This is a genomic window from Bacillus sp. TH19 (assembly GCF_016651075.1).
GTDB classification, from domain to species: domain Bacteria; phylum Bacillota; class Bacilli; order Bacillales; family Bacillaceae_G; genus Bacillus_A; species Bacillus_A mycoides.
On sequence record NZ_JAEKEO010000016.1, the window covers coordinates 1 to 17540 of the forward strand.

At 35.8% G+C, this 17540-nt stretch carries 19 protein-coding genes; 7 read left to right on the forward strand and 12 right to left on the reverse strand.

The genetic code is table 11. The annotated features are described in order from the left end of the window. Nucleotides 1-824: peptide ABC transporter permease (locus JFU54_RS29085; protein WP_201067641.1), on the reverse strand; the 824-nt coding region annotated here is incomplete at its 3' end. A gap of 176 nt (nt 825-1000) precedes the next feature. Between JFU54_RS29085 and JFU54_RS29090 the strand changes: the two genes are divergently transcribed. Continuing rightward, on the forward strand, nt 1001-1189 hold the full coding sequence (locus tag JFU54_RS29090; RefSeq protein WP_061690278.1) for a DUF4017 family protein: 189 nt from the start codon (nt 1001-1003) through the stop codon (nt 1187-1189). A 129-nt stretch (nt 1190-1318) separates the two neighbouring features. Here the strand turns inward: JFU54_RS29090 and ppaC are convergent, their stop codons facing one another. The 4 genes from ppaC to JFU54_RS29110 form a co-directional block, all read right to left on the reverse strand. After that, nucleotides 1319-2248: a manganese-dependent inorganic pyrophosphatase gene (ppaC, locus tag JFU54_RS29095; RefSeq protein ID WP_002032629.1), complete on the reverse strand. Its 930-nt coding sequence runs from the start codon at nt 2246-2248 to the stop codon at nt 1319-1321. Between the two features lie 151 nt (nt 2249-2399). Next, nucleotides 2400-3065, reverse strand: a complete 666-nt coding sequence (locus JFU54_RS29100) for a lytic polysaccharide monooxygenase (RefSeq protein ID WP_201067660.1) — start codon at nt 3063-3065, stop codon at nt 2400-2402. Nucleotides 3066-3502: 437 nt separating this feature from the next. After that, the gene (locus JFU54_RS29105; protein WP_201067668.1) at nt 3503-4018 is read right to left on the reverse strand and encodes a DinB family protein; all 516 of its coding nucleotides are present in this window, start codon (nt 4016-4018) and stop codon (nt 3503-3505) included. 260 nt (nt 4019-4278) lie between these two features. After that, nucleotides 4279-4782 (reverse strand): GNAT family N-acetyltransferase, encoded by a 504-nt coding sequence (locus JFU54_RS29110; protein WP_002127754.1) that lies wholly within the window; start codon nt 4780-4782, stop codon nt 4279-4281. A gap of 105 nt (nt 4783-4887) precedes the next feature. On the opposite strand from JFU54_RS29110, the gene JFU54_RS29115 reads away from it, so the two are divergent. Together JFU54_RS29115 and JFU54_RS29120 are read left to right on the forward strand one after the other, a co-directional pair. Further along, nucleotides 4888-5529, forward strand: coding sequence for an HD domain-containing protein (locus tag JFU54_RS29115; RefSeq protein WP_201039174.1), 642 nt, complete (start codon nt 4888-4890; stop codon nt 5527-5529). 85 nt (nt 5530-5614) lie between these two features. Further along, nucleotides 5615-5887, forward strand: coding sequence for a P-loop NTPase family protein (locus JFU54_RS29120; RefSeq protein ID WP_201039173.1), 273 nt, complete (start codon nt 5615-5617; stop codon nt 5885-5887). A gap of 54 nt (nt 5888-5941) precedes the next feature. Here JFU54_RS29120 and JFU54_RS29125 read toward each other — a convergent pair whose 3' ends face one another. The 7 genes from JFU54_RS29125 to JFU54_RS29155 form a co-directional block, all read right to left on the reverse strand. Then, on the reverse strand, nt 5942-6307 hold the full coding sequence (locus JFU54_RS29125; protein WP_002085063.1) for a carboxymuconolactone decarboxylase family protein: 366 nt from the start codon (nt 6305-6307) through the stop codon (nt 5942-5944). Between the two features lie 125 nt (nt 6308-6432). Further along, complete coding sequence (locus JFU54_RS29130) at nt 6433-7923, reverse strand: alanine/glycine:cation symporter family protein (RefSeq protein WP_201067670.1); 1491 nt, start codon at nt 7921-7923, stop codon at nt 6433-6435. A 256-nt stretch (nt 7924-8179) separates the two neighbouring features. Continuing rightward, nucleotides 8180-9664 (reverse strand): aldehyde dehydrogenase family protein, encoded by a 1485-nt coding sequence (locus tag JFU54_RS29135; RefSeq protein WP_201067672.1) that lies wholly within the window; start codon nt 9662-9664, stop codon nt 8180-8182. An 18-nt stretch (nt 9665-9682) separates the two neighbouring features. Beyond that, nucleotides 9683-10579, reverse strand: coding sequence for a 4-hydroxy-tetrahydrodipicolinate synthase (dapA, locus tag JFU54_RS29140; RefSeq protein ID WP_033729262.1), 897 nt, complete (start codon nt 10577-10579; stop codon nt 9683-9685). A gap of 22 nt (nt 10580-10601) precedes the next feature. Beyond that, the gene (locus JFU54_RS29145; RefSeq protein WP_201067681.1) at nt 10602-11543 is read right to left on the reverse strand and encodes a proline racemase family protein; all 942 of its coding nucleotides are present in this window, start codon (nt 11541-11543) and stop codon (nt 10602-10604) included. After that, nucleotides 11540-12577 carry a proline racemase family protein gene (locus JFU54_RS29150; protein WP_201067691.1) on the reverse strand — a complete coding sequence of 346 codons (1038 nt, stop codon included), beginning with the start codon at nt 12575-12577 and terminating at the stop codon, nt 11540-11542. The genes JFU54_RS29145 and JFU54_RS29150 overlap by 4 nt, the downstream gene beginning before the upstream one ends. Further along, the gene (locus JFU54_RS29155; protein WP_201067693.1) at nt 12574-13749 is read right to left on the reverse strand and encodes an NAD(P)/FAD-dependent oxidoreductase; all 1176 of its coding nucleotides are present in this window, start codon (nt 13747-13749) and stop codon (nt 12574-12576) included. Before JFU54_RS29155 ends, JFU54_RS29150 begins: the two co-directional genes overlap by 4 nt. A gap of 181 nt (nt 13750-13930) precedes the next feature. On the opposite strand from JFU54_RS29155, the gene JFU54_RS29160 reads away from it, so the two are divergent. From JFU54_RS29160 to JFU54_RS29175, 4 genes are all read left to right on the forward strand, one after another. Further along, on the forward strand, nt 13931-15592 hold the full coding sequence (locus tag JFU54_RS29160) for a sigma-54 interaction domain-containing protein (protein ID WP_201067701.1): 1662 nt from the start codon (nt 13931-13933) through the stop codon (nt 15590-15592). A 73-nt stretch (nt 15593-15665) separates the two neighbouring features. After that, complete coding sequence (locus JFU54_RS29165; RefSeq protein WP_002012972.1) at nt 15666-15938, forward strand: (2Fe-2S)-binding protein; 273 nt, start codon at nt 15666-15668, stop codon at nt 15936-15938. Then, nucleotides 15935-16267: a (2Fe-2S)-binding protein gene (locus JFU54_RS29170; RefSeq protein WP_002165621.1), complete on the forward strand. Its 333-nt coding sequence runs from the start codon at nt 15935-15937 to the stop codon at nt 16265-16267. The genes JFU54_RS29165 and JFU54_RS29170 overlap by 4 nt, the downstream gene beginning before the upstream one ends. Then, the gene (locus JFU54_RS29175) at nt 16264-17499 is read left to right on the forward strand and encodes an NAD(P)/FAD-dependent oxidoreductase (protein ID WP_201067703.1); all 1236 of its coding nucleotides are present in this window, start codon (nt 16264-16266) and stop codon (nt 17497-17499) included. The genes JFU54_RS29170 and JFU54_RS29175 overlap by 4 nt, the downstream gene beginning before the upstream one ends. The last annotated feature ends 41 nt before the right edge of the window (nt 17500-17540 follow it).

Genomic DNA, 17540 nt, shown 5'->3' on the forward strand with positions numbered 1-17540 from the left:
CTTATTGTAATTTCATTGTTTAAATCCAAATCCACATTTATATTTTGTTTTAAAAAAGCATATAGCGATTTACCACTATTAAAGAAGCTCGTTTTCCACTCAGGAAGGATTTCATCTAATAATAAACATAAAAACATTCCTGAGCTATAGCAACTCTTTCTTATGTTACAATTAGCTTCATATGCATCTAAAATTAATCTACTATATTTTCGTAATGTTTCACTTTCATCATTATTACATACTGTATTGTAAGCATTCATTTCAACATACCAAGCAGGCCCTTCTATACTTTCAACCATACACTCGTATGTTACAAACTCTTCTTTCATAAAATTAACCCTTTGCTCTCTTAGTTCAATAAATTGCTTAATATAGTTATTCTTCTCAGCTTGTGACTTACAATGAACAGCATCATATAAACAAATTCGCTCTTTATTTCGTAATTCAATATTTTCTTCTAATATAGGATATTGAAATCCTAGGGATTCATTTGGAAATCTACTTTCACCATTCAAATATTGATAACAATGAAAAAGTTCATGCACTACAATCGCAAATAAACTTTCATAATCTCTATACCTATTCATATTGACGATGGCAGTTGGATAATCTTTGAATATGATGAATGTATCTCCTTTAAATTGTTCATTCCAATTTAAAACGGTATACCCATCATCATCCTCTGTCATAAATAATGGATGATGAAATACATACACATACTCATCATTATACAATGCAAAAGCAGCCCTCTTAAAATCAGGCCATAGCTTATACAATAACTCCATATTTATATCTTGCTTCATTCTATTTAATATATTGTCCATTATACAAATCCCCCCTATATCATTCTTTATATATATCATCTACCCTATTTTCAAATAACCATTTCATTTACATAATTACAAAAATATATATCTTGTACATAATTTTCCAAATACAAACTTATCATGTATTATATAAATATAGTCATAACATTGGTATTAAAAGGAGGTGAACAATTATGAAAAATATAATCCCAGCATTATTAGCTTATATTATTGTTTGTATCATCGCAATTATCATTCCAGCATCTGAGGGCTATAATACTGTAGGTTGGAAATTCTTTGTTGGGCAAGCGTACGCAATACCTATTTTCATTATTGCTGCTATTATCACATTTTATATAAATAAGAAACGATCTTATGAATAAATGATAAGAAGGATAGCTATTGCTATCCTTTTTTATTTCCATCCAATAGGCTCTTCTGTAATTTTATAATAAAAAGGACAAGTAGCCAATATGACTACTTGTCCTTTCTTTTATCCATACTCAATAATATTAAGCTTGGAATGTTTCTGTTAATACTGGTACGATTTGTTTTTTACGAGATACAACACCTTTTAAAGTAGCTGTGTTGTTTTGTAATGTTACGTTGTAAGCTTTCTCAACAACGTTTGTTGCTTTACCAATCGCAAGACCAACAGAATCGTTAGTTAAGATGTCAGTTACAACGAATAAGAATAGGTCCAAACCTTTTTCTTCTACTACTGTAGTGATAACTTTTTCAAGTTCTGCTTGGTGTACAAGAACGTCGTTTGTATCAACAGCGTTTACTTGTGCGATTTCAACTTTCGCGTTACCCATTTGGAATTCTTTAGCGTCAAGAGAGATTAATTGCTCCATTGTTTTTCCGCTTAAATCAGCACCAGCTTTTAACATTTCTAAGCCGTAGCTATCTGCATCTACACCAGCGATTTCCGCTAATTCACGAGCTGCTGCTACGTCTTGTTCTGTGCAAGTTGGAGATTTGAATAGTAAAGAATCTGAAATGATTGCAGATAACATTAAACCAGCAACTTCTTTACGAATTGTAACGCCATTTTCTTTGTACATTTTGTTTAAGATTGTAGCTGTACATCCAACTGGCTCACAACGGTAGTAAATAGGATCGCTTGTTTCAAAGTTAGCAATACGGTGATGGTCAATAACTTCTAACACACGAACAGATTCGATATCGTTAGCACTTTGTTGACGCTCGTTATGGTCAACTAAAATAACGTTGTCCACTTCGTTTGCTACTGTCTCAACAAAACGCGGTCCTTCTACTTTAAAAGAGTCTAACGCAAATTGAGTTTCACCACTGATTTCGCCTAAACGTACAGGCTCAGCATTCATTCCTAATTCTTTTTTCAATTCTGCATAAGCAATCGCAGAACAAATTGCATCTGTATCTGGGTTTTTATGCCCGAAAACTAGTACTTTTTCCATGTTTTCCACCTCTTCATGAAAAGGATATCTTAAAGAAGCAAATATGACAATATTTAAAGCCGAATTTTTTATAAATAATTGTACTTTCTTCTATATTTTTCATAAAAAAGATCATCTAAAATGAATTAGATGATCAAAATGTATATTTAATTTAAAATAGTGTAGGAACTTGCACTACATTGTTAAACGCAAAATTGGAATTTAAACCATTATTCACAAGGTTCACATCAATAACTTGATAAAACGCATTTCCAGTGTCCGCAATCTCCCAAACAGCTAAAATAAGATGGTAGCCACTACGATTAGTTGGTACATTTGCTTCATGCGTTACTGTTGTCCCCGGTCTAACTCCGCCATCATTTTTCACATAGAACGGCACTAAATCTAAACTAGACCTTGTTAAAGGCATATTTGGATTCCAATCCTTCTTTGTAATGTAGTATTTCCATTCTTTCGTACTATGAGGAGCCGTTAATTTCCACTTGAATGTATTCGTCCCGCCGTTTAACGTAACTTTCTTCCACCTATCCACTGATTGAGCGTCTAAAGCAGGAAAATGACCAGCACCTGCAATTTGTCCATCAGAAGGTCCTAATTGCGGAAAGCCGCCTATTCCTTCTACACTTTGTGGTTCATATTGAACTGGACCGCAATTTACATTTACCCCTTGCTTACATAAAAAAGATCGGCTCGCTGGTGATTCTACATACCCATGAGCTGAAGCCTTTTCTGAAAATCCAAATGTTAATAATCCCGTAAGTAATATCCCACCACTTAACATAATCTTTTTCATCTTTTGTAAACTTGTCTTTTTCATTCTTTCATCCCCTTCCCAAAAATGAAACGAAAATAACTATAGTTGCCTAGTCATCTTCTCTACAACCATTATAAGTGGAAGGGCATTACTAAAAGAACCCTCTAAAAACTTTCTCAAATTCTTCTAGCTACAAAAATATCAATTCTTCACGCATTTTAATTACCAGTTATCAAATCTATTATTTATTTTGTCGTTTTACTGTTAAATACTTATAACACCGTCTGAAAATACAAACGGCGTTAAAGTAGTTAATAATTACTTACAATTATATATCACAGTGTAGCTTCGAAAAAAGTTTGATTACATTAACTCTATAAACCTAGATAAAATAATACAAAGAAAAAGTGTGTTTTGAAAAAGATTGATCTAAACATGCTTTAAATATACTCAATTAAACCATTCGTTTATAAATAAATTACGAAATTGGCAAAGGTAGTCTAGTTATCAAATAGCCCTCTCCCTCTCAGATTTGCGGAAACTGGCTCCTTTCCTATTTCACGTGCCCATATAGATAACTGGCCGATATGGTGGATTTCATGGACAATGACATGACGTATTATCTCTCCGTGTGTACATTCAATGACTCGGCGCCTGATTGGGGCGTCTCTAGAGCTAATCGGTTCTTCATTGAAATCAGTTTCTGAAAGTTTCCGAGAATCCATTTCATTTGTCCAAGATGTCACAAATGGCTTCACTTTCTCGTGATATTGAGCTGAGAGATTTTTTACTCTTTGCAAGCTGGCATACTCTTCAAACAATGGCTCCTCAGGAACTGGCTCACCTCGCAAACCTAAGATCCACATATATTCCACATCTACAATGTGAAATAGGGTATGTAGTATACTGCCGAACCCACCGACCCGTTTCTTTAATAGTTCTTCATCCGGCATGTCTTCGCACAATGTAAACCACTCATCACGAACTTGCCAATTATATTGAAACAGTTTCAACATGACAGCAACCTCCATCTTTTAGATTAACATTTAATATTCACCAAAAGACTTCAAAATCAAAATCTAAAAAACTGTTAAAATTCTCTACAGACTAGCCCTTTAAATTAAACATTCCAGATGAAGTTAAAGGGTCAAAAGAAAAAACTATTATACAGGATTTCATCAAACTTTATTTTGAATTATTAATCTTTTTGTAAATCAACACACAGACATAATAACAAATATGTCGTTTGAAATTATCTCCCTTTTCAAATAAAAAACTAAATCATTTTATAATAAATTACTGTTGCATCTAACTCACCATTCGGAGAAATTGCATACCCTGGTATTTTACCGGATTCTTGATAGTCTAACGACTTGTACAATCTATTCGAGGGATCTCCTTCTCTAGTATCTAACACTAAAAGAGACCTGTTTTCTTGCTTTGCTCGTTCCTCTGCTTTTTGCATAAGTGAACGTCCAATGCCGTTACGTCTAAAGTTTGGATGAGTCATTAACTTGCAAATTTCGGCTCTATGGATCCCGTTAGGCTTTGTAACTAAATGTAATTGAACACTACCCGCCACTTCATTGTTTATTTTAGCAACATACACTATCACTTCTGGCGCTAATACAGTTTGCCAATACTTCGCTGCTTCTTTTTCTTCTAGTGGAGGTAAAAAACCAATCGACGCTCCATCATCTACTACAGTTTTCAACAGTTCAGAAAGCTCTTCAATATCATTTTCTAGTTGCTTAATCTCTTCAATTACTAAATCTTGCATTACTAATCCCCCTTTTGTTTCATTGTAACAATTTTTAAAGCAGGAATAATGAAATACTAAGATGAAATTATTTAAAATACGATTTTTTAGAGAAAGGATAACTATATGAAATATATATTAGATAGGAAATATGCAAGAGAATTGCTGGATTGGGCATATGAACAAAACCCAGGTCCGTGGTTCGAACATTCACGTAATGTTGCCCTTGCAACTGAAAAGATAGTTGTAGAACTTATTAATAATGGGTACGACTTGGATGCTGACATAGCGTATAATGCTGCCCTCCTGCATGATATAGGAAGATATAAAGGTTTTACTAAATCTGTTATTCATTCCTATGATGGTTATATGTATATGAATGATTTAGGGTATACAGGAAACGCCATTATATGTGTGACGCATTCATTTCCTTGCAAAAATGAGCATTTAGATATCGCGGCAGAGTGGAGCATTGTTCCTGATTATATGGAAAGCCGATTAATTGAAATATTGAATGAAAACAGTGACTACGACTTATACAATAAGGTGATTAGCCTTTGTGACGCACTTGCTGATGCGGAAGGCTTTACTACTCTTGAAAAAAGATTGATTTCAGTTGGTTTACGTCATGGCACAACCTCTCATACTTCTTTACATTGGAAGGGATTCTATGCAATTAAGAAAGAATTAGAATCTTTAATTGGTAAGAGCATATACACACTTCTCCCTAATATAGAGACATCGATTTATAAAAATATAGAATATTAAAATAAACACAACTTAAAAACGATAGAATTTGTATGTATGATTCTAAAAAACTCTTTCAAAATCGGAGGGAATAATTATTAGTAAAATGGGATTTGACTTGATAGAACATAAAGGTAACTTTGATTTTGGATATGAAGATATTGCGGGTATATCTCGGAAATGTAAATTTTCTAATTGTTCGCATACAAATGAACCACACTGTGCAATAAAAAAAGCTATCTCTGACGGCATACTTTCTGAAGAAATATTTAATAGTTTTTATAGAGATTTAAACGAGGCACACTATGTTTCTAAACAGAGTAATAAAACAAAAGCTATCGACTATATGAAACAATTGAAACTCTTTCAAAAAAATTAGACTAAACTAGAAAGTCCCCCTTAAAAGAATATTTTAAGGAGGGCTTTTTCTTGTTTAATGACTTTGATGTTTCAATTCCACCAGACATTCTTGTACTAAGGTTACTGCCTGACTCATTGCAGCTCCCCCAGCAAACGCGGCTGAAACACCACAAGCTTCTAAAATTTCTTTATCAGAACATCCTTGGTCAATACAGCCCTTCGTATGATAAATCGTACAATATTCGTCTTGTGTTGCTAAACTAATCCCTAATGCAATGAGCTGCTTTTCTCTTTTAGTTAATGTACCCTCCTGAAAACATGCTTGTGTAAAAGCGTTATATGTTTCTGCAATTTCGGGGATTTGTTGCGTAAAATTCCCTATACCTTCTTTATAATCAAGTAATACATCATTTATAGAGCCATATTGTTGATTTTCCATCGTATATCCTCCATTCATTTTATTCACACTTACTTTAGTATGAGATAAAATGAAGGACATATACAAATATTTACTTTAAAAAATAGAATGAATTTTCAGTTTATTTTACTTTTAAATTTGTACATCTACAGTTTCAGCCCATTATCTACTGACACTTTTTCTTTAGAATTTTTCCTTTCAACCTCTTTACTTCTTTCTTCCCAAAATGTTAAACCTTCAATTCCCACATTTTTAGGATCAAACACTGGATCTTTCCCTTCTTTTTTCTGCGTTTCATAGTCTTTTAACACTTTTAATGCCGTTTTACTTAATAATAGAATCGCGATTAAGTTTAACCATGCCATACTACCGATTCCTAAATCTCCAAGGTTCCATAATAGCGACGCTGATTCTACGCTACCGATGTAAACCATAATTAAAAACCCAATTTTCAAAACTGGTTTTAACCAGCTATATTTGAGGTCACGATCTAAATAAGTAAGCGTCGTTTCAGCGATATAGTAGTACGCGAGTAAAGTTGTAAATGCAAAAAAGAAGATTGCGATTGAAATAAATATTGGACCAAATCCTGTCATAACAGTTTCAACTGCTTGTTGTGTATAGATTGGACCTGCATCTACATTCCCTATATTCTTTACAATAGCGCTTTTCCCTTCAGGTATTACATTATACATACCTGTTATTAAAATCATAAGAGCTGTCGCTGTACATACAACAATTGTATCGATATATACAGAAAACGCTTGAACTAACCCTTGTTTTGCAGGATGGGATACTTCAGCAGCAGCGGAGCTATATGTCGCTTCCCCGACACCAGCGACATTTGAAAATACAGCACGTTTTACCCCCCATGCAATTGCTGCACCGACGATTCCGCCAAACATTTCATTTACACCAAATGCACTAGAGAAAATTAATGCAAACATACTTGGAATTTCCGTTACATTCGCAATTAATACGATACATGTAACAATTACATAACCAATTGCCATAAATGGAACTAGCATTTGAGAAACGCCCGCAATTCTCTTTACGCCACCAAAAATGATAGCTGCTAATAATACGACTAACAATATACCAGTTATATATTTGCTAATACCATTAGAATTTTCAAATCCAACTGCGATACTACTCGATTGAATACCTGGTAATAAAACGCCATATGATAGTGTTACAACTACCGCTACAATGACCGCAAACCATTTCATTTTCAAGCCTTTCTCAATGAAATATGGCGTACCACCACGGTATTCATTGCCTACTTTACTTTTATATACTTGTGCTAATGTTGATTCAACAAATGCACTAGCTGCTCCTAATAATGCCATCACCCACATCCAAAATACAGCTCCAGGTCCGCCGAAAGCGATAGCTGTCGCTACTCCTGCGATATTACCAATTCCAACCCTACCTGATAACGCCAAACAAAATGCTTGAAAGGATGATATCCCAGTCTCCGAGCTCTTCCCTTCAAATAATAGTTTAATCATCTCCTTAAAATAGCAAATTTGTAAAAAACGAGTTGCAATTGTGAAATACACTCCTGCTCCTAATGCGAAAACAACTAAGCCAATACTCCAAACTTGCCCTACTAACCATTCTACTAACTGCTCCATCCAAATCCCCCTTATAATTCTTTTGAAAAAGCAATTTTATATATAAGAAAACGGACAACCTTTATCCTACCTACCAGTTGTCCGCATCTCTTACTATATTTCATCATTTTTTTATCTCGCTATTTGTGGGTAGTATGATTCCCACCTCATGCGTTGAACACAAAGGAAGTAAGGTGGAAAATCACCTACCCGTAAATACCCGATTCGTTCAACTACTATTCAGCCGGGATGAAAAGACTCCCGACTGAATAGAGTATTACTTAATATTTACCCAAACACTTTTCACTTCTGTATAGTTATCAAGGGCGTATGAACCTAATTCACGTCCGATACCAGATTGCTTATATCCACCAAATGGTGCAGCAGCATTTTCTAAGTTATAATCATTAATCCACACTGTTCCTGCTTTTAATTTATTGGCAACTTGATGCCCTGTTTTAATATTTTGTGTCCATACACCCGCAGCAAGTCCGTAAGACGAGCGATTTGCTCTTTCAATTACTTCTTCTGTCGAATCGAACGGGAGTACAACGACAACTGGTCCGAAAATTTCTTCCTTAACAATTGTCATATCGTCTGTAACATTTGTGAATACTGTTGGCTGTACAAAATAACCTTTTTCAAATGCACGTTCACCGCCAGCTGCAACAGTAGCACCTTCAGCTCTTCCTTGTTCAATGTAATTTAGCACACGCTCTTGTTGTTTTTTAGATACGAGCGGTCCCATTTCAGTTTCCGCCTCCATACCTGCCCCTAGCTTCACGTCATTCGCCATTTTTACAAGTTCATTTACGACTGTTTCATAATGTTTTCGGTGGACAAACACGCGAGAGCCTGCACTACAATTTTGACCATGATTATACATAATACCTTGGAACGCACCGTTAATCGCTTCTTCTAAGTCAGCATCTTCTAAAATGATGTTTGGTGACTTACCACCAAGTTCTAACGTTACATGTTTAATTGTTTCTGCAGATTGACGCATAATATATTTCCCTGTAACTGTTGAACCTGTGAAAGCTACTTTATCAATATCATGATGATTTACAATTGCCGATCCTGCTTTAGGGCCGAAACCTGGTACAAAGTTTACAACACCGTTTGGAAAACCAGCTTCTTTAAAAAGCTTCGCTGTATATAGTAAAGATAACGGTGTTTGCTCTGCTGGTTTTAATACGATTGTACAACCTGTTGCTAGTGCAGCTCCCATTTTCCAAGAAGACATAACGAGCGGAAAATTCCAAGGAATAATTTGCCCTACAACGCCAACAGGTTCATGGCGTGTGTAATTTAAATAATCTTTTGAAATCGGAATCGTTTGCCCGATAATTTTCGTAGCCCATCCCGCATAATAACGATAATTTTCTACAGTCGCTGCAATATCATCATCCAGTGCTACTTGATAGGGTTTCCCATTATCTAAAGCTTCTAACTGCGCTAATTCTTCTCCATGCTCTTCAATTAAGTCTGCTAATTTATAAATAAGGTGCGCTCTTTCAGCGGTAGTCATTTCTGCCCAAGGTCCTGATTCAAATGCAGATCTTGCTGCTTTTACTGCGACATCAATATCCTCTTCTTGCGCTTCACATACGACAGCCAGAACATCTTCTGTTGCTGGATTGTATGTCTCAAATGTCTTCCCGCTAATGGAAGGAACAAATTCACCATTAATAAACATTTTAATTTGTTCATTTAAAAACGCTTTCACTTTTGGTCTCAGCTCAATGTTTGTCGTTAACATATATGATCTCCTCCTTATTTAAACAGCTGCATGAGCTGCAATTTTTGAAATAATCGTTTGAAGTTTTTGATCTTCTTCTTCAGTTAATCCGAGTCTTGGATAACGAGAAGGTCCCCCCGCTTGCCCGTGTAATTCCATTGAACGTTTAACGATTTGTACATATTTTCCTGATCCTTCAAGAAACTCGCAAAGAGGTAAAATAGCATCGTTCATTTCCCACGCTTTTTCTAATTCACCATTTTGGAAATGCTCATACATTTTCGTAACAAGTCCCGGTACGATATTTCCTGCTACTGAAACCCATCCCGTTGCACCTACTAAATAAGATTCCATAACTAAATCTTCAGATCCACAGAATACTTGAAAAGCACCTTCTCCTTGTCGTACTAAATCTCTTGCTTTACGAATATCTCCGCTAGATTCTTTAATATGTGTAACATTTTCACATTCTTTTCCAATACGGAGCATTAGCTCTGTACTCATATCAACACCAGAAGTAAATGGATTATTGTATAGCATAATTGGTATATTTACAGCGTTTGAGATTTCTTTAAAATGAAAATAGATTTCCTCTTCTTTCGGTTTACAATAATACGAGTTTATAATTAATGCACAATCTGCTCCGTGCGCTTCTGCATGTTTCGTATATTCAATCGTTTCTTTCGTCGTCTCCGCAGCAGTTCCAACAATAACTGGAATACGGCCATCAACTTCTTTTAATACTGTTTCTACCATGTTAAATCGTTCTTCTTTTGATAAACTAACAAATTCCCCCGTACTTCCATTAATAATAATTCCAGCTACCTTTTGCTCAATAAAGTAGTTTACGTTTTGTTTTACGCCTTTCCAATCAATCTCTTGAAATTCATCCATCGGTGTTATTAATACTGGAAATGCCCCTTTAATTTTTTGCATCTTTATCTCTCCCTTTAACATATTATTTTAATAAGAAACCTGTTGGAAACGGATCAGTAGGATCTAATATAAATGTTTGCATACCTGTAATAAACCCTCTACTTTCAAATCGAAAAATGTATCCGAGTTCTTCTTTCTTCACTTTTTCTACTGTTATAAAGCTATTAAAAATACTTTCATTTCTAAAAGGTTTATCCGCTATATAATCATTTTTAAATAATGTATGAACATAAGACACAATAGTAGAAACAAAACCCGGCGAACGTACTATAAAGTTATCTTCATGAAATGTAATCGACTTTATATGGTTCTTTTCTTTTTGCATAGAATCTACTAAAATAAGTCTTTTTATTAATGACTGTTTTTGTATAGATTGAAGTGTAGCTTCACCCCATTTTTTTAATTTAGAGATGTTTTCAATACTGATTTCTGGCGAATACGTATCCTTTTCTACAACTGCATATACTTTATCTGCCTGTATGAGAGAGTAACTTATATTACCAACCTTTAAATTTTTCTCAATCATATAACATAGTTTGCTTTCAAACGAAACAGATACAACTTCATCATTCTCTACATATGCATCCACTGAAAATATTCCAGATAGCGTTTCGATTTTGTATTGATTAGACACTCTCTTTTTTAAATACCCGCTTTCTAGTAACATCGTTATTACTGCGACAATACCTCCGTAATGAAGAGGAATAGATCCTTCATGATTAAAAAACAATACAGCTGCATCCACTTCATTATGAATAGAAGGAACGACAATACATCCATTTAAACCGATAAAACCACGTGGTTCATTTAATAAAAGCTTCATTTCTTCTGCTAATTCACCTGAAAATTGTTCGTTTAATTGCTCCAAACTGTAGTAGTATTTACATGGTACGTCTTTCATTACACGAAATGCCTCGCCATTTACGTGTACGTCTACTGCTGTATACATTTTTTGAATGTTCATTTTACATCCTCCGTTTCATGTTCCATCGGCGGAATTAGCAAAAAGCCTTCTTTAAGCGGATCCTTTTCATTGTAAAAAAATCTATGCATACCCATAAGCCAAGCTGATCCCGTAATTTTCGTTACTACAGCTTCAATATTTTCTACATATGTTGTATTCATAACACACCCTTTAAATAAAGAACCTACAATACTCTCATGAACAAATTCTTCATCGATATCAATTTTTTTATGAGCGTATAATACAGCTAACTTCGCTGATGTTCCTGTGCCACATGGAGATCGATCAATTCCTCCTGGCGGAACAACAACTGTATTTTTCACATGCGCACTTTCATGAGTAGGATCTGTATAAAATTCTACATGTGTTAATCCTCTTATAAACGAATACTCCGGATGAATGATTTCAAACTTCTCATTAATTGTATTTCTAATATGAATCGCCTTATCAATGATTGTAGATGCGTTTTCTGGTACTAGCTCTAAACCTACTGACTTCGCATCGATAATGGCATAAAAATTCCCTCCATACGCAATATCCGCCTCTACAGTTCCAATTTCTTCGACGTGTACAGAAATATTTTTTAGTAAAAAAGCTGGTATGTTACAGAAGGAGACTTCTTTCGCTTTTCCATCTTGAACAGTAATATCTACTTCAACTAAGCCAGCTGGTGTATCTAGCTTTAAAGAAGTAACCGGTTCAATTACGGGAATTAAACCTGATTCAACTAAAGCTGTACATACACCGATTGTATCGTGACCACACATCGGTAAATATCCACCTGTCTCTATGTATATAACGCCTATATCAGCTTCCGGATGACACGGATCTGTTAATAGTGCTCCTGACATTACATCATGACCACGTGGCTCATTCATTAACAATTTACGAATCCAGTCATACTCCTTTTTCATATGTAACATCTTCTCTGCCATCGTCTCTCCAATTAACTTAGGAAGTCCGCTAATTAATGTCCTCGTTGGATTTCCGCCTGTATGTGTATCAATTGTCGTAAAGACTCTTTGTGACCTCATCCGTTTAACACCCTTTCTGTAAAACGACTCAAACGAAGTGGTTCAATAGGAATGATTGTTTCTTTTTCATTTAATAACTCTTCAATCACTTTCCCGGTAACTGCTGCAAGACTAATTCCATCACCTTCATGTCCTGCTGCAATAAAATAATTCGGAATATGTTCCACTCGTGAAATTATCGGCAAATGATCTTCTGTCCACGGGCGTAATCCAGCATATGAACGAATCACCATCATATCTGCCATTTTCGGATAAAAACGAATTGCTCTATTCGCAATACATTTAATAACCTCGTTATTTATCTTCGTATGAAAACCTACAAACTCTCTACTACTACCAATTAAAAAATTTTGGCTTTCTGTCGGTTCAAATACAAGTGCCACCCCATACTTTTCAGTTAAAGCATCCACTTTTCGTTTTCCACCAAATTTAGAAATTAAATAACCAAATTCCATTACTTTACGGCAGCCAACGTGTTGTTGCCTTGAAGCTACAATAATATGTCCCTTTCTCGGTTCAATTGGGATATTCACATCTAACATCTGTCCGATTTTAGGAGCCCACACACCGGCTGCGTTCACAACTTGCTTCGCAGTAAACGTTCCATTTGTTGTTTCTACAATAAAGGAACCGTCTATATCTATTTTTATTTCTTTCACTTCTGTATGATTAAAAGCTTTCGTGCCAAATTTCTTCGATTCTGTAAGAAGTGAAAAAGCAAGAAGATATGGATTTACAGTCGAATCAGTTGCACATTCTAAACCACCCAATAAATCATCCGCAAAAAATGGTGATTCCGCTCTTATATCTTGCCTATCTAGCATTCGAAACGGTAAGCCTACTTCTTTTTGCCTGTCAACCCATTGCTGTGCTGCCTCCATCTCTTCGTCTGATTCACAAACGAGAATACTTCCTGGCGCCCTATATTCAAATGAGTGCTCCAATTCTTCACTTAATTCAGTTACTAAATTTTGACTTACTAACGACATTTGACTATCAAACCCTGGGTCTTTATCAATCGCCAAAATGTTCCCGTCACACCGTGAAGACGTTCCACTGACAAATTCCCCTTTTTCAATGATTGTTACGTCTCTTCCGTATTTTGATGTGTAATAAGCGATAGAACATCCTATAATACCACCGCCTATTATTAAAACGTCACAGTGTCTCACATAGCACCCCCCCTTTCTCCTAAATCTCTCACTTTCTATTTATGCAATTGGTGTGCCAACTCTACACACATAAATATTTATATAAAATAAATTTATTTGTAAAAATATTTTAAATTTATCGTAAATAGGTGTATTATTTCTTTATCACTGTCTAAATTTTTATACATAACAGGAGGGCACTATGACATTTTCATTTCCAACAATAAAAGAGTTTATAAAAATTTTGTCAATTGATCATACAAGTACCATTCAGCACATGAAACAAGTAGGTAAAAATTTTTATTACCTTCCTTCATCTACTGAAGAATGTAGTTGCGCAGTTATTTATGAAGAAGACTCTTTCACTACGTTAATCGAAGCTTTTTCTAACCATTCTGCGGTCGTAATTGTGAACGGAAATCTAGAGCCTATATGCTGTGTAACTGCTCAACAAATGATTCCATTTCTTTATAATTCTTACAATGATCTGCTAGCTTTTTATAACACTGTCATTCAAACGACTGATTCTTCTGTTACCGTCATTGATGAGAAAGAATGCGTTCGTACGTGGACAGATGGCGCTGAAAAAATCTTTTCAGTCAAACATAACGAAATTATCGGACAACCCATTACACGGTTTTTTGATTATAAAGATTTAGAAATTTTACAATCATTACATGACGGAAAAAGCATAATCGCTCAGTTCCATCAGCCTCGTCCGGATTTGTTCGTATTAATTAATTCAAATCCAGTTTATTGTAACGATGAAATTATAGGAGCAGTCGTTTCTGAAACTGATGTTACAAATCAAGTCGCTTTGAATGAAAAACTATTTAATATGTCGCATGAAGTGCACCGATTAGAACAAGAAGTAGCAAAATATAAAGATACATCCGATCCTTTCCTTGCGATGAATGGAAAAAGCCCTGTTATACAACGAACGATTCAATTAGCTAGAAAGGTTTGTTCAGTGAAGTCAACTGTTTTAATACTCGGCGAAAGCGGAGTTGGAAAAGAAGTGTTTGCGAAAGCAATTCATGAAGCAAGTGAGACAGCAAATGCCCCTTTCATTTCAATTAACTGCGGTGCAATTCCTGAAGCATTATTTGAAAGTGAATTATTTGGTTACGAGCGCGGGGCGTTTTCTGGTGCAAATAGTAAAGGGAAGAAAGGGAAAATAGAGCTCGCGCAAGGCGGTACTTTATTCCTTGATGAGATTGGAGAAATGCCTCTCGATATGCAAGTGAAACTTTTGCGTGTACTGCAAGAACGAAAGTATTACCGAGTTGGTGGAGAAAAAGAAATAAATATTGATTTCCGCATTATCGCTGCTACAAATCGTGATTTACAAGAAGAAATGAGAAAAGGAACTTTCCGAGAAGATTTATACTATCGCTTAAATGTAGTTAGTTTGCATATTCCGCCACTACGCGAAAGACGAGAGGATATTATCGAATTAACCTATACCTTCTTAAACGATTTTTCAATAAACTATAACAGACCTATTCGCGACTTACCTTCAAGCATTATGCATGAACTGCTTCATTACAATTGGCCTGGTAATATTCGCGAGCTCCGCAACGTAGTTGAAAGACTCGTCGTATTTGCGACAGACGGCATTATAAAACAAGAATATTTACCGTTTCATACAAATGATACTTTAGAGAACGAAACATCTCATTCCCTATTACTCAGCAACAATAACACGATTCTTTCTTTACAAGAAGAGATGGATGAGCATGAGAAAAAGATAATTGAAAGAGCTTTACGCATTTTAGATGGTAATAAATTAGAATGTGCGAAACAACTTGGCGTAACGAGGGCCACTTTATATAACCGTTTAAAAAGACTGGGGTTACAATAATCCCTCTCCTCCTCTATATTGGCATAGTTTTTGCATAATAATTTGTGCAAACCGAACTAGAGGAGGAATACATATGACGAATAAAGAGAACTTAATTGTTTGTCGTTGTGAAGAAGTTACATACGGACAACTTCAATCGACAATTGCTGAATATAATTGCTCAGCTCGTGAGCTAAAACTAAGAACACGTGCTGGTATGGGTTTTTGCGGCGGTAGAACATGTAGAATGACGATAGAACGAATGGTAGAAAATGCGAATCCTAACATATCCCAAAATGAAATTCCATTAAAATATCAACCGCCAGTGCGTGCAGTTACTTTTGGAGCGGTAGGTGACAATCAATGAGTAGAATTACACATCACCCTATTTTAGGTAGTTTAAATAGTAGTCAGCGTATCAATTTTCAATTTAATGGTCAACAATATGAAGCATATGGACATGAAACGATAGCGGCCGCTCTACTTGCAAATGGAATAAGAACGTTAAGGGTCCATGAAGATAGTGGGACGCCGCGAGGTATTTATTGTAATATCGGGCATTGTTCTGAATGCCGCGTGACTGTAAACAATCAAACGAACGTACGAGCTTGCTTAACTGTAGTTGAAAACGATATGGTTGTTGACAGCGGAAAACAGCATCCAAATATCGTGAGAGCGATGGTGAAAAAGCGATGATCGATGTAATTATTATTGGTGCAGGACCAGCAGGATTATCAGCTTCCATCTCTTGTGCACGTTTTGGACTTAACGTACTTGTTATTGATGAATTTATGAAGCCGGGCGGGAGATTGTTAGGACAGTTGCATCAAGAGCCTACTGGGGAATGGTGGAACGGAATAGAAGAATCAAAACGTCTTCACGAAGAAGCAAAATCTCTTTCAGTCGATATTCGGTGCGGTGTTTCCGTCTATAATTTAGATAAAGATGAGAGTTGTTGGTTCGTGCATACAAATATCGGTACGTTAGAAGCACCGTTCGTACTAATTGCTACCGGGGCTGCTGAGTATTCTATTCCCCTTCCTGGCTGGACACTTCCAGGGGTTATGTCAATTGGCGCAGCTCAAGTTATGACAAATGTTCACCGCGTTCAAGTTGGTAAAAAAGGAATCATTATCGGTGCTAATATTTTGTCATTCGCCATTTTAAACGAATTGCAATTAGCTGGCATCACAGTGGATCATATTGTACTCCCTGAAAAAAGCGAATTAAGCCAAAAGGCCGGTGAACCAGAAGAAGTTTTAAACTCACTCTTAAATGCGGCTCACCTCGCCCCATCTCCCTTCCTACGTATAGGTAGCCGTTTTATGAAATATGATTGGATTCGAAAAGCTGGATTAACATTTTATCCAAATAGCGGCATGAAAATAAACGGGACGCCGCTTCATCTTCGTAAAGCTGCACTTGAAATTATCGGTACAGATCAAGTAGAGGGTGTACGTGTTGCTAACATTGACTCTAAAGGAAATATTATTAATGGATCAGAAAAGATATATGAGGCTGACTTCGTTTGTATAGCCGGAGGTTTATATCCGCTTGCTGAGCTTGCCGCTGTAGCAGGATGCCCTTTCCATTACATTCCAGAATTAGGCGGACATGTTCCACTTCATTCAGAAGAAATGGAAACCCCTCTTCCAGGTTTATTTGTAGCTGGAAATATTACCGGAATTGAAAGTGGTAAAATCGCAATGGCACAAGGTACTGTCGCTGGATATTCAATCGTGAAGCAAGCAATTCAAACATCCAATTCGGTTGAACAACACTTGCAACAAGCAATTCAAAATGTCCACACTGTGCGTCAACAAGCTGCGATTCAGTTTAATCCGATGGTTGATGTTGGTAGACAAAAGATGAATGAGATTTGGCGTGATTTTCAATCATTTGAAGAAAATCAACAAATGAAAGCGTGAAATACTAGCATATAAAAAAGGTGGTAGATTCATTTCCACCG

Bases quoted from the DNA above. Each gene is read 5' to 3' on its own strand.
- JFU54_RS29090 (WP_061690278.1), top strand. From the start codon at position 1,001: ATGAAAAATATAATCCCAGCATTATTAGCTTATATTATTGTTTGTATC.
- ppaC (WP_002032629.1), bottom strand. From the start codon at position 2,248: ATGGAAAAAGTACTAGTTTTCGGGCATAAAAACCCAGATACAGATGCA.
- JFU54_RS29100 (WP_201067660.1), bottom strand. From the start codon at position 3,065: ATGAAAAAGACAAGTTTACAAAAGATGAAAAAGATTATGTTAAGTGGT.
- JFU54_RS29105 (WP_201067668.1), bottom strand. From the start codon at position 4,018: ATGTTGAAACTGTTTCAATATAATTGGCAAGTTCGTGATGAGTGGTTT.
- JFU54_RS29110 (WP_002127754.1), bottom strand. From the start codon at position 4,782: ATGCAAGATTTAGTAATTGAAGAGATTAAGCAACTAGAAAATGATATT.
- JFU54_RS29115 (WP_201039174.1), top strand. From the start codon at position 4,888: ATGAAATATATATTAGATAGGAAATATGCAAGAGAATTGCTGGATTGG.
- JFU54_RS29120 (WP_201039173.1), top strand. From the start codon at position 5,615: ATGGGATTTGACTTGATAGAACATAAAGGTAACTTTGATTTTGGATAT.
- JFU54_RS29125 (WP_002085063.1), bottom strand. From the start codon at position 6,307: ATGGAAAATCAACAATATGGCTCTATAAATGATGTATTACTTGATTAT.
- JFU54_RS29130 (WP_201067670.1), bottom strand. From the start codon at position 7,923: ATGGAGCAGTTAGTAGAATGGTTAGTAGGGCAAGTTTGGAGTATTGGC.
- JFU54_RS29135 (WP_201067672.1), bottom strand. From the start codon at position 9,664: ATGTTAACGACAAACATTGAGCTGAGACCAAAAGTGAAAGCGTTTTTA.
- dapA (WP_033729262.1), bottom strand. From the start codon at position 10,579: ATGCAAAAAATTAAAGGGGCATTTCCAGTATTAATAACACCGATGGAT.
- JFU54_RS29145 (WP_201067681.1), bottom strand. From the start codon at position 11,543: ATGAACATTCAAAAAATGTATACAGCAGTAGACGTACACGTAAATGGC.
- JFU54_RS29150 (WP_201067691.1), bottom strand. From the start codon at position 12,577: ATGAGGTCACAAAGAGTCTTTACGACAATTGATACACATACAGGCGGA.
- JFU54_RS29160 (WP_201067701.1), top strand. From the start codon at position 13,931: ATGACATTTTCATTTCCAACAATAAAAGAGTTTATAAAAATTTTGTCA.
- JFU54_RS29165 (WP_002012972.1), top strand. From the start codon at position 15,666: ATGACGAATAAAGAGAACTTAATTGTTTGTCGTTGTGAAGAAGTTACA.
- JFU54_RS29170 (WP_002165621.1), top strand. From the start codon at position 15,935: ATGAGTAGAATTACACATCACCCTATTTTAGGTAGTTTAAATAGTAGT.
- JFU54_RS29175 (WP_201067703.1), top strand. From the start codon at position 16,264: ATGATCGATGTAATTATTATTGGTGCAGGACCAGCAGGATTATCAGCT.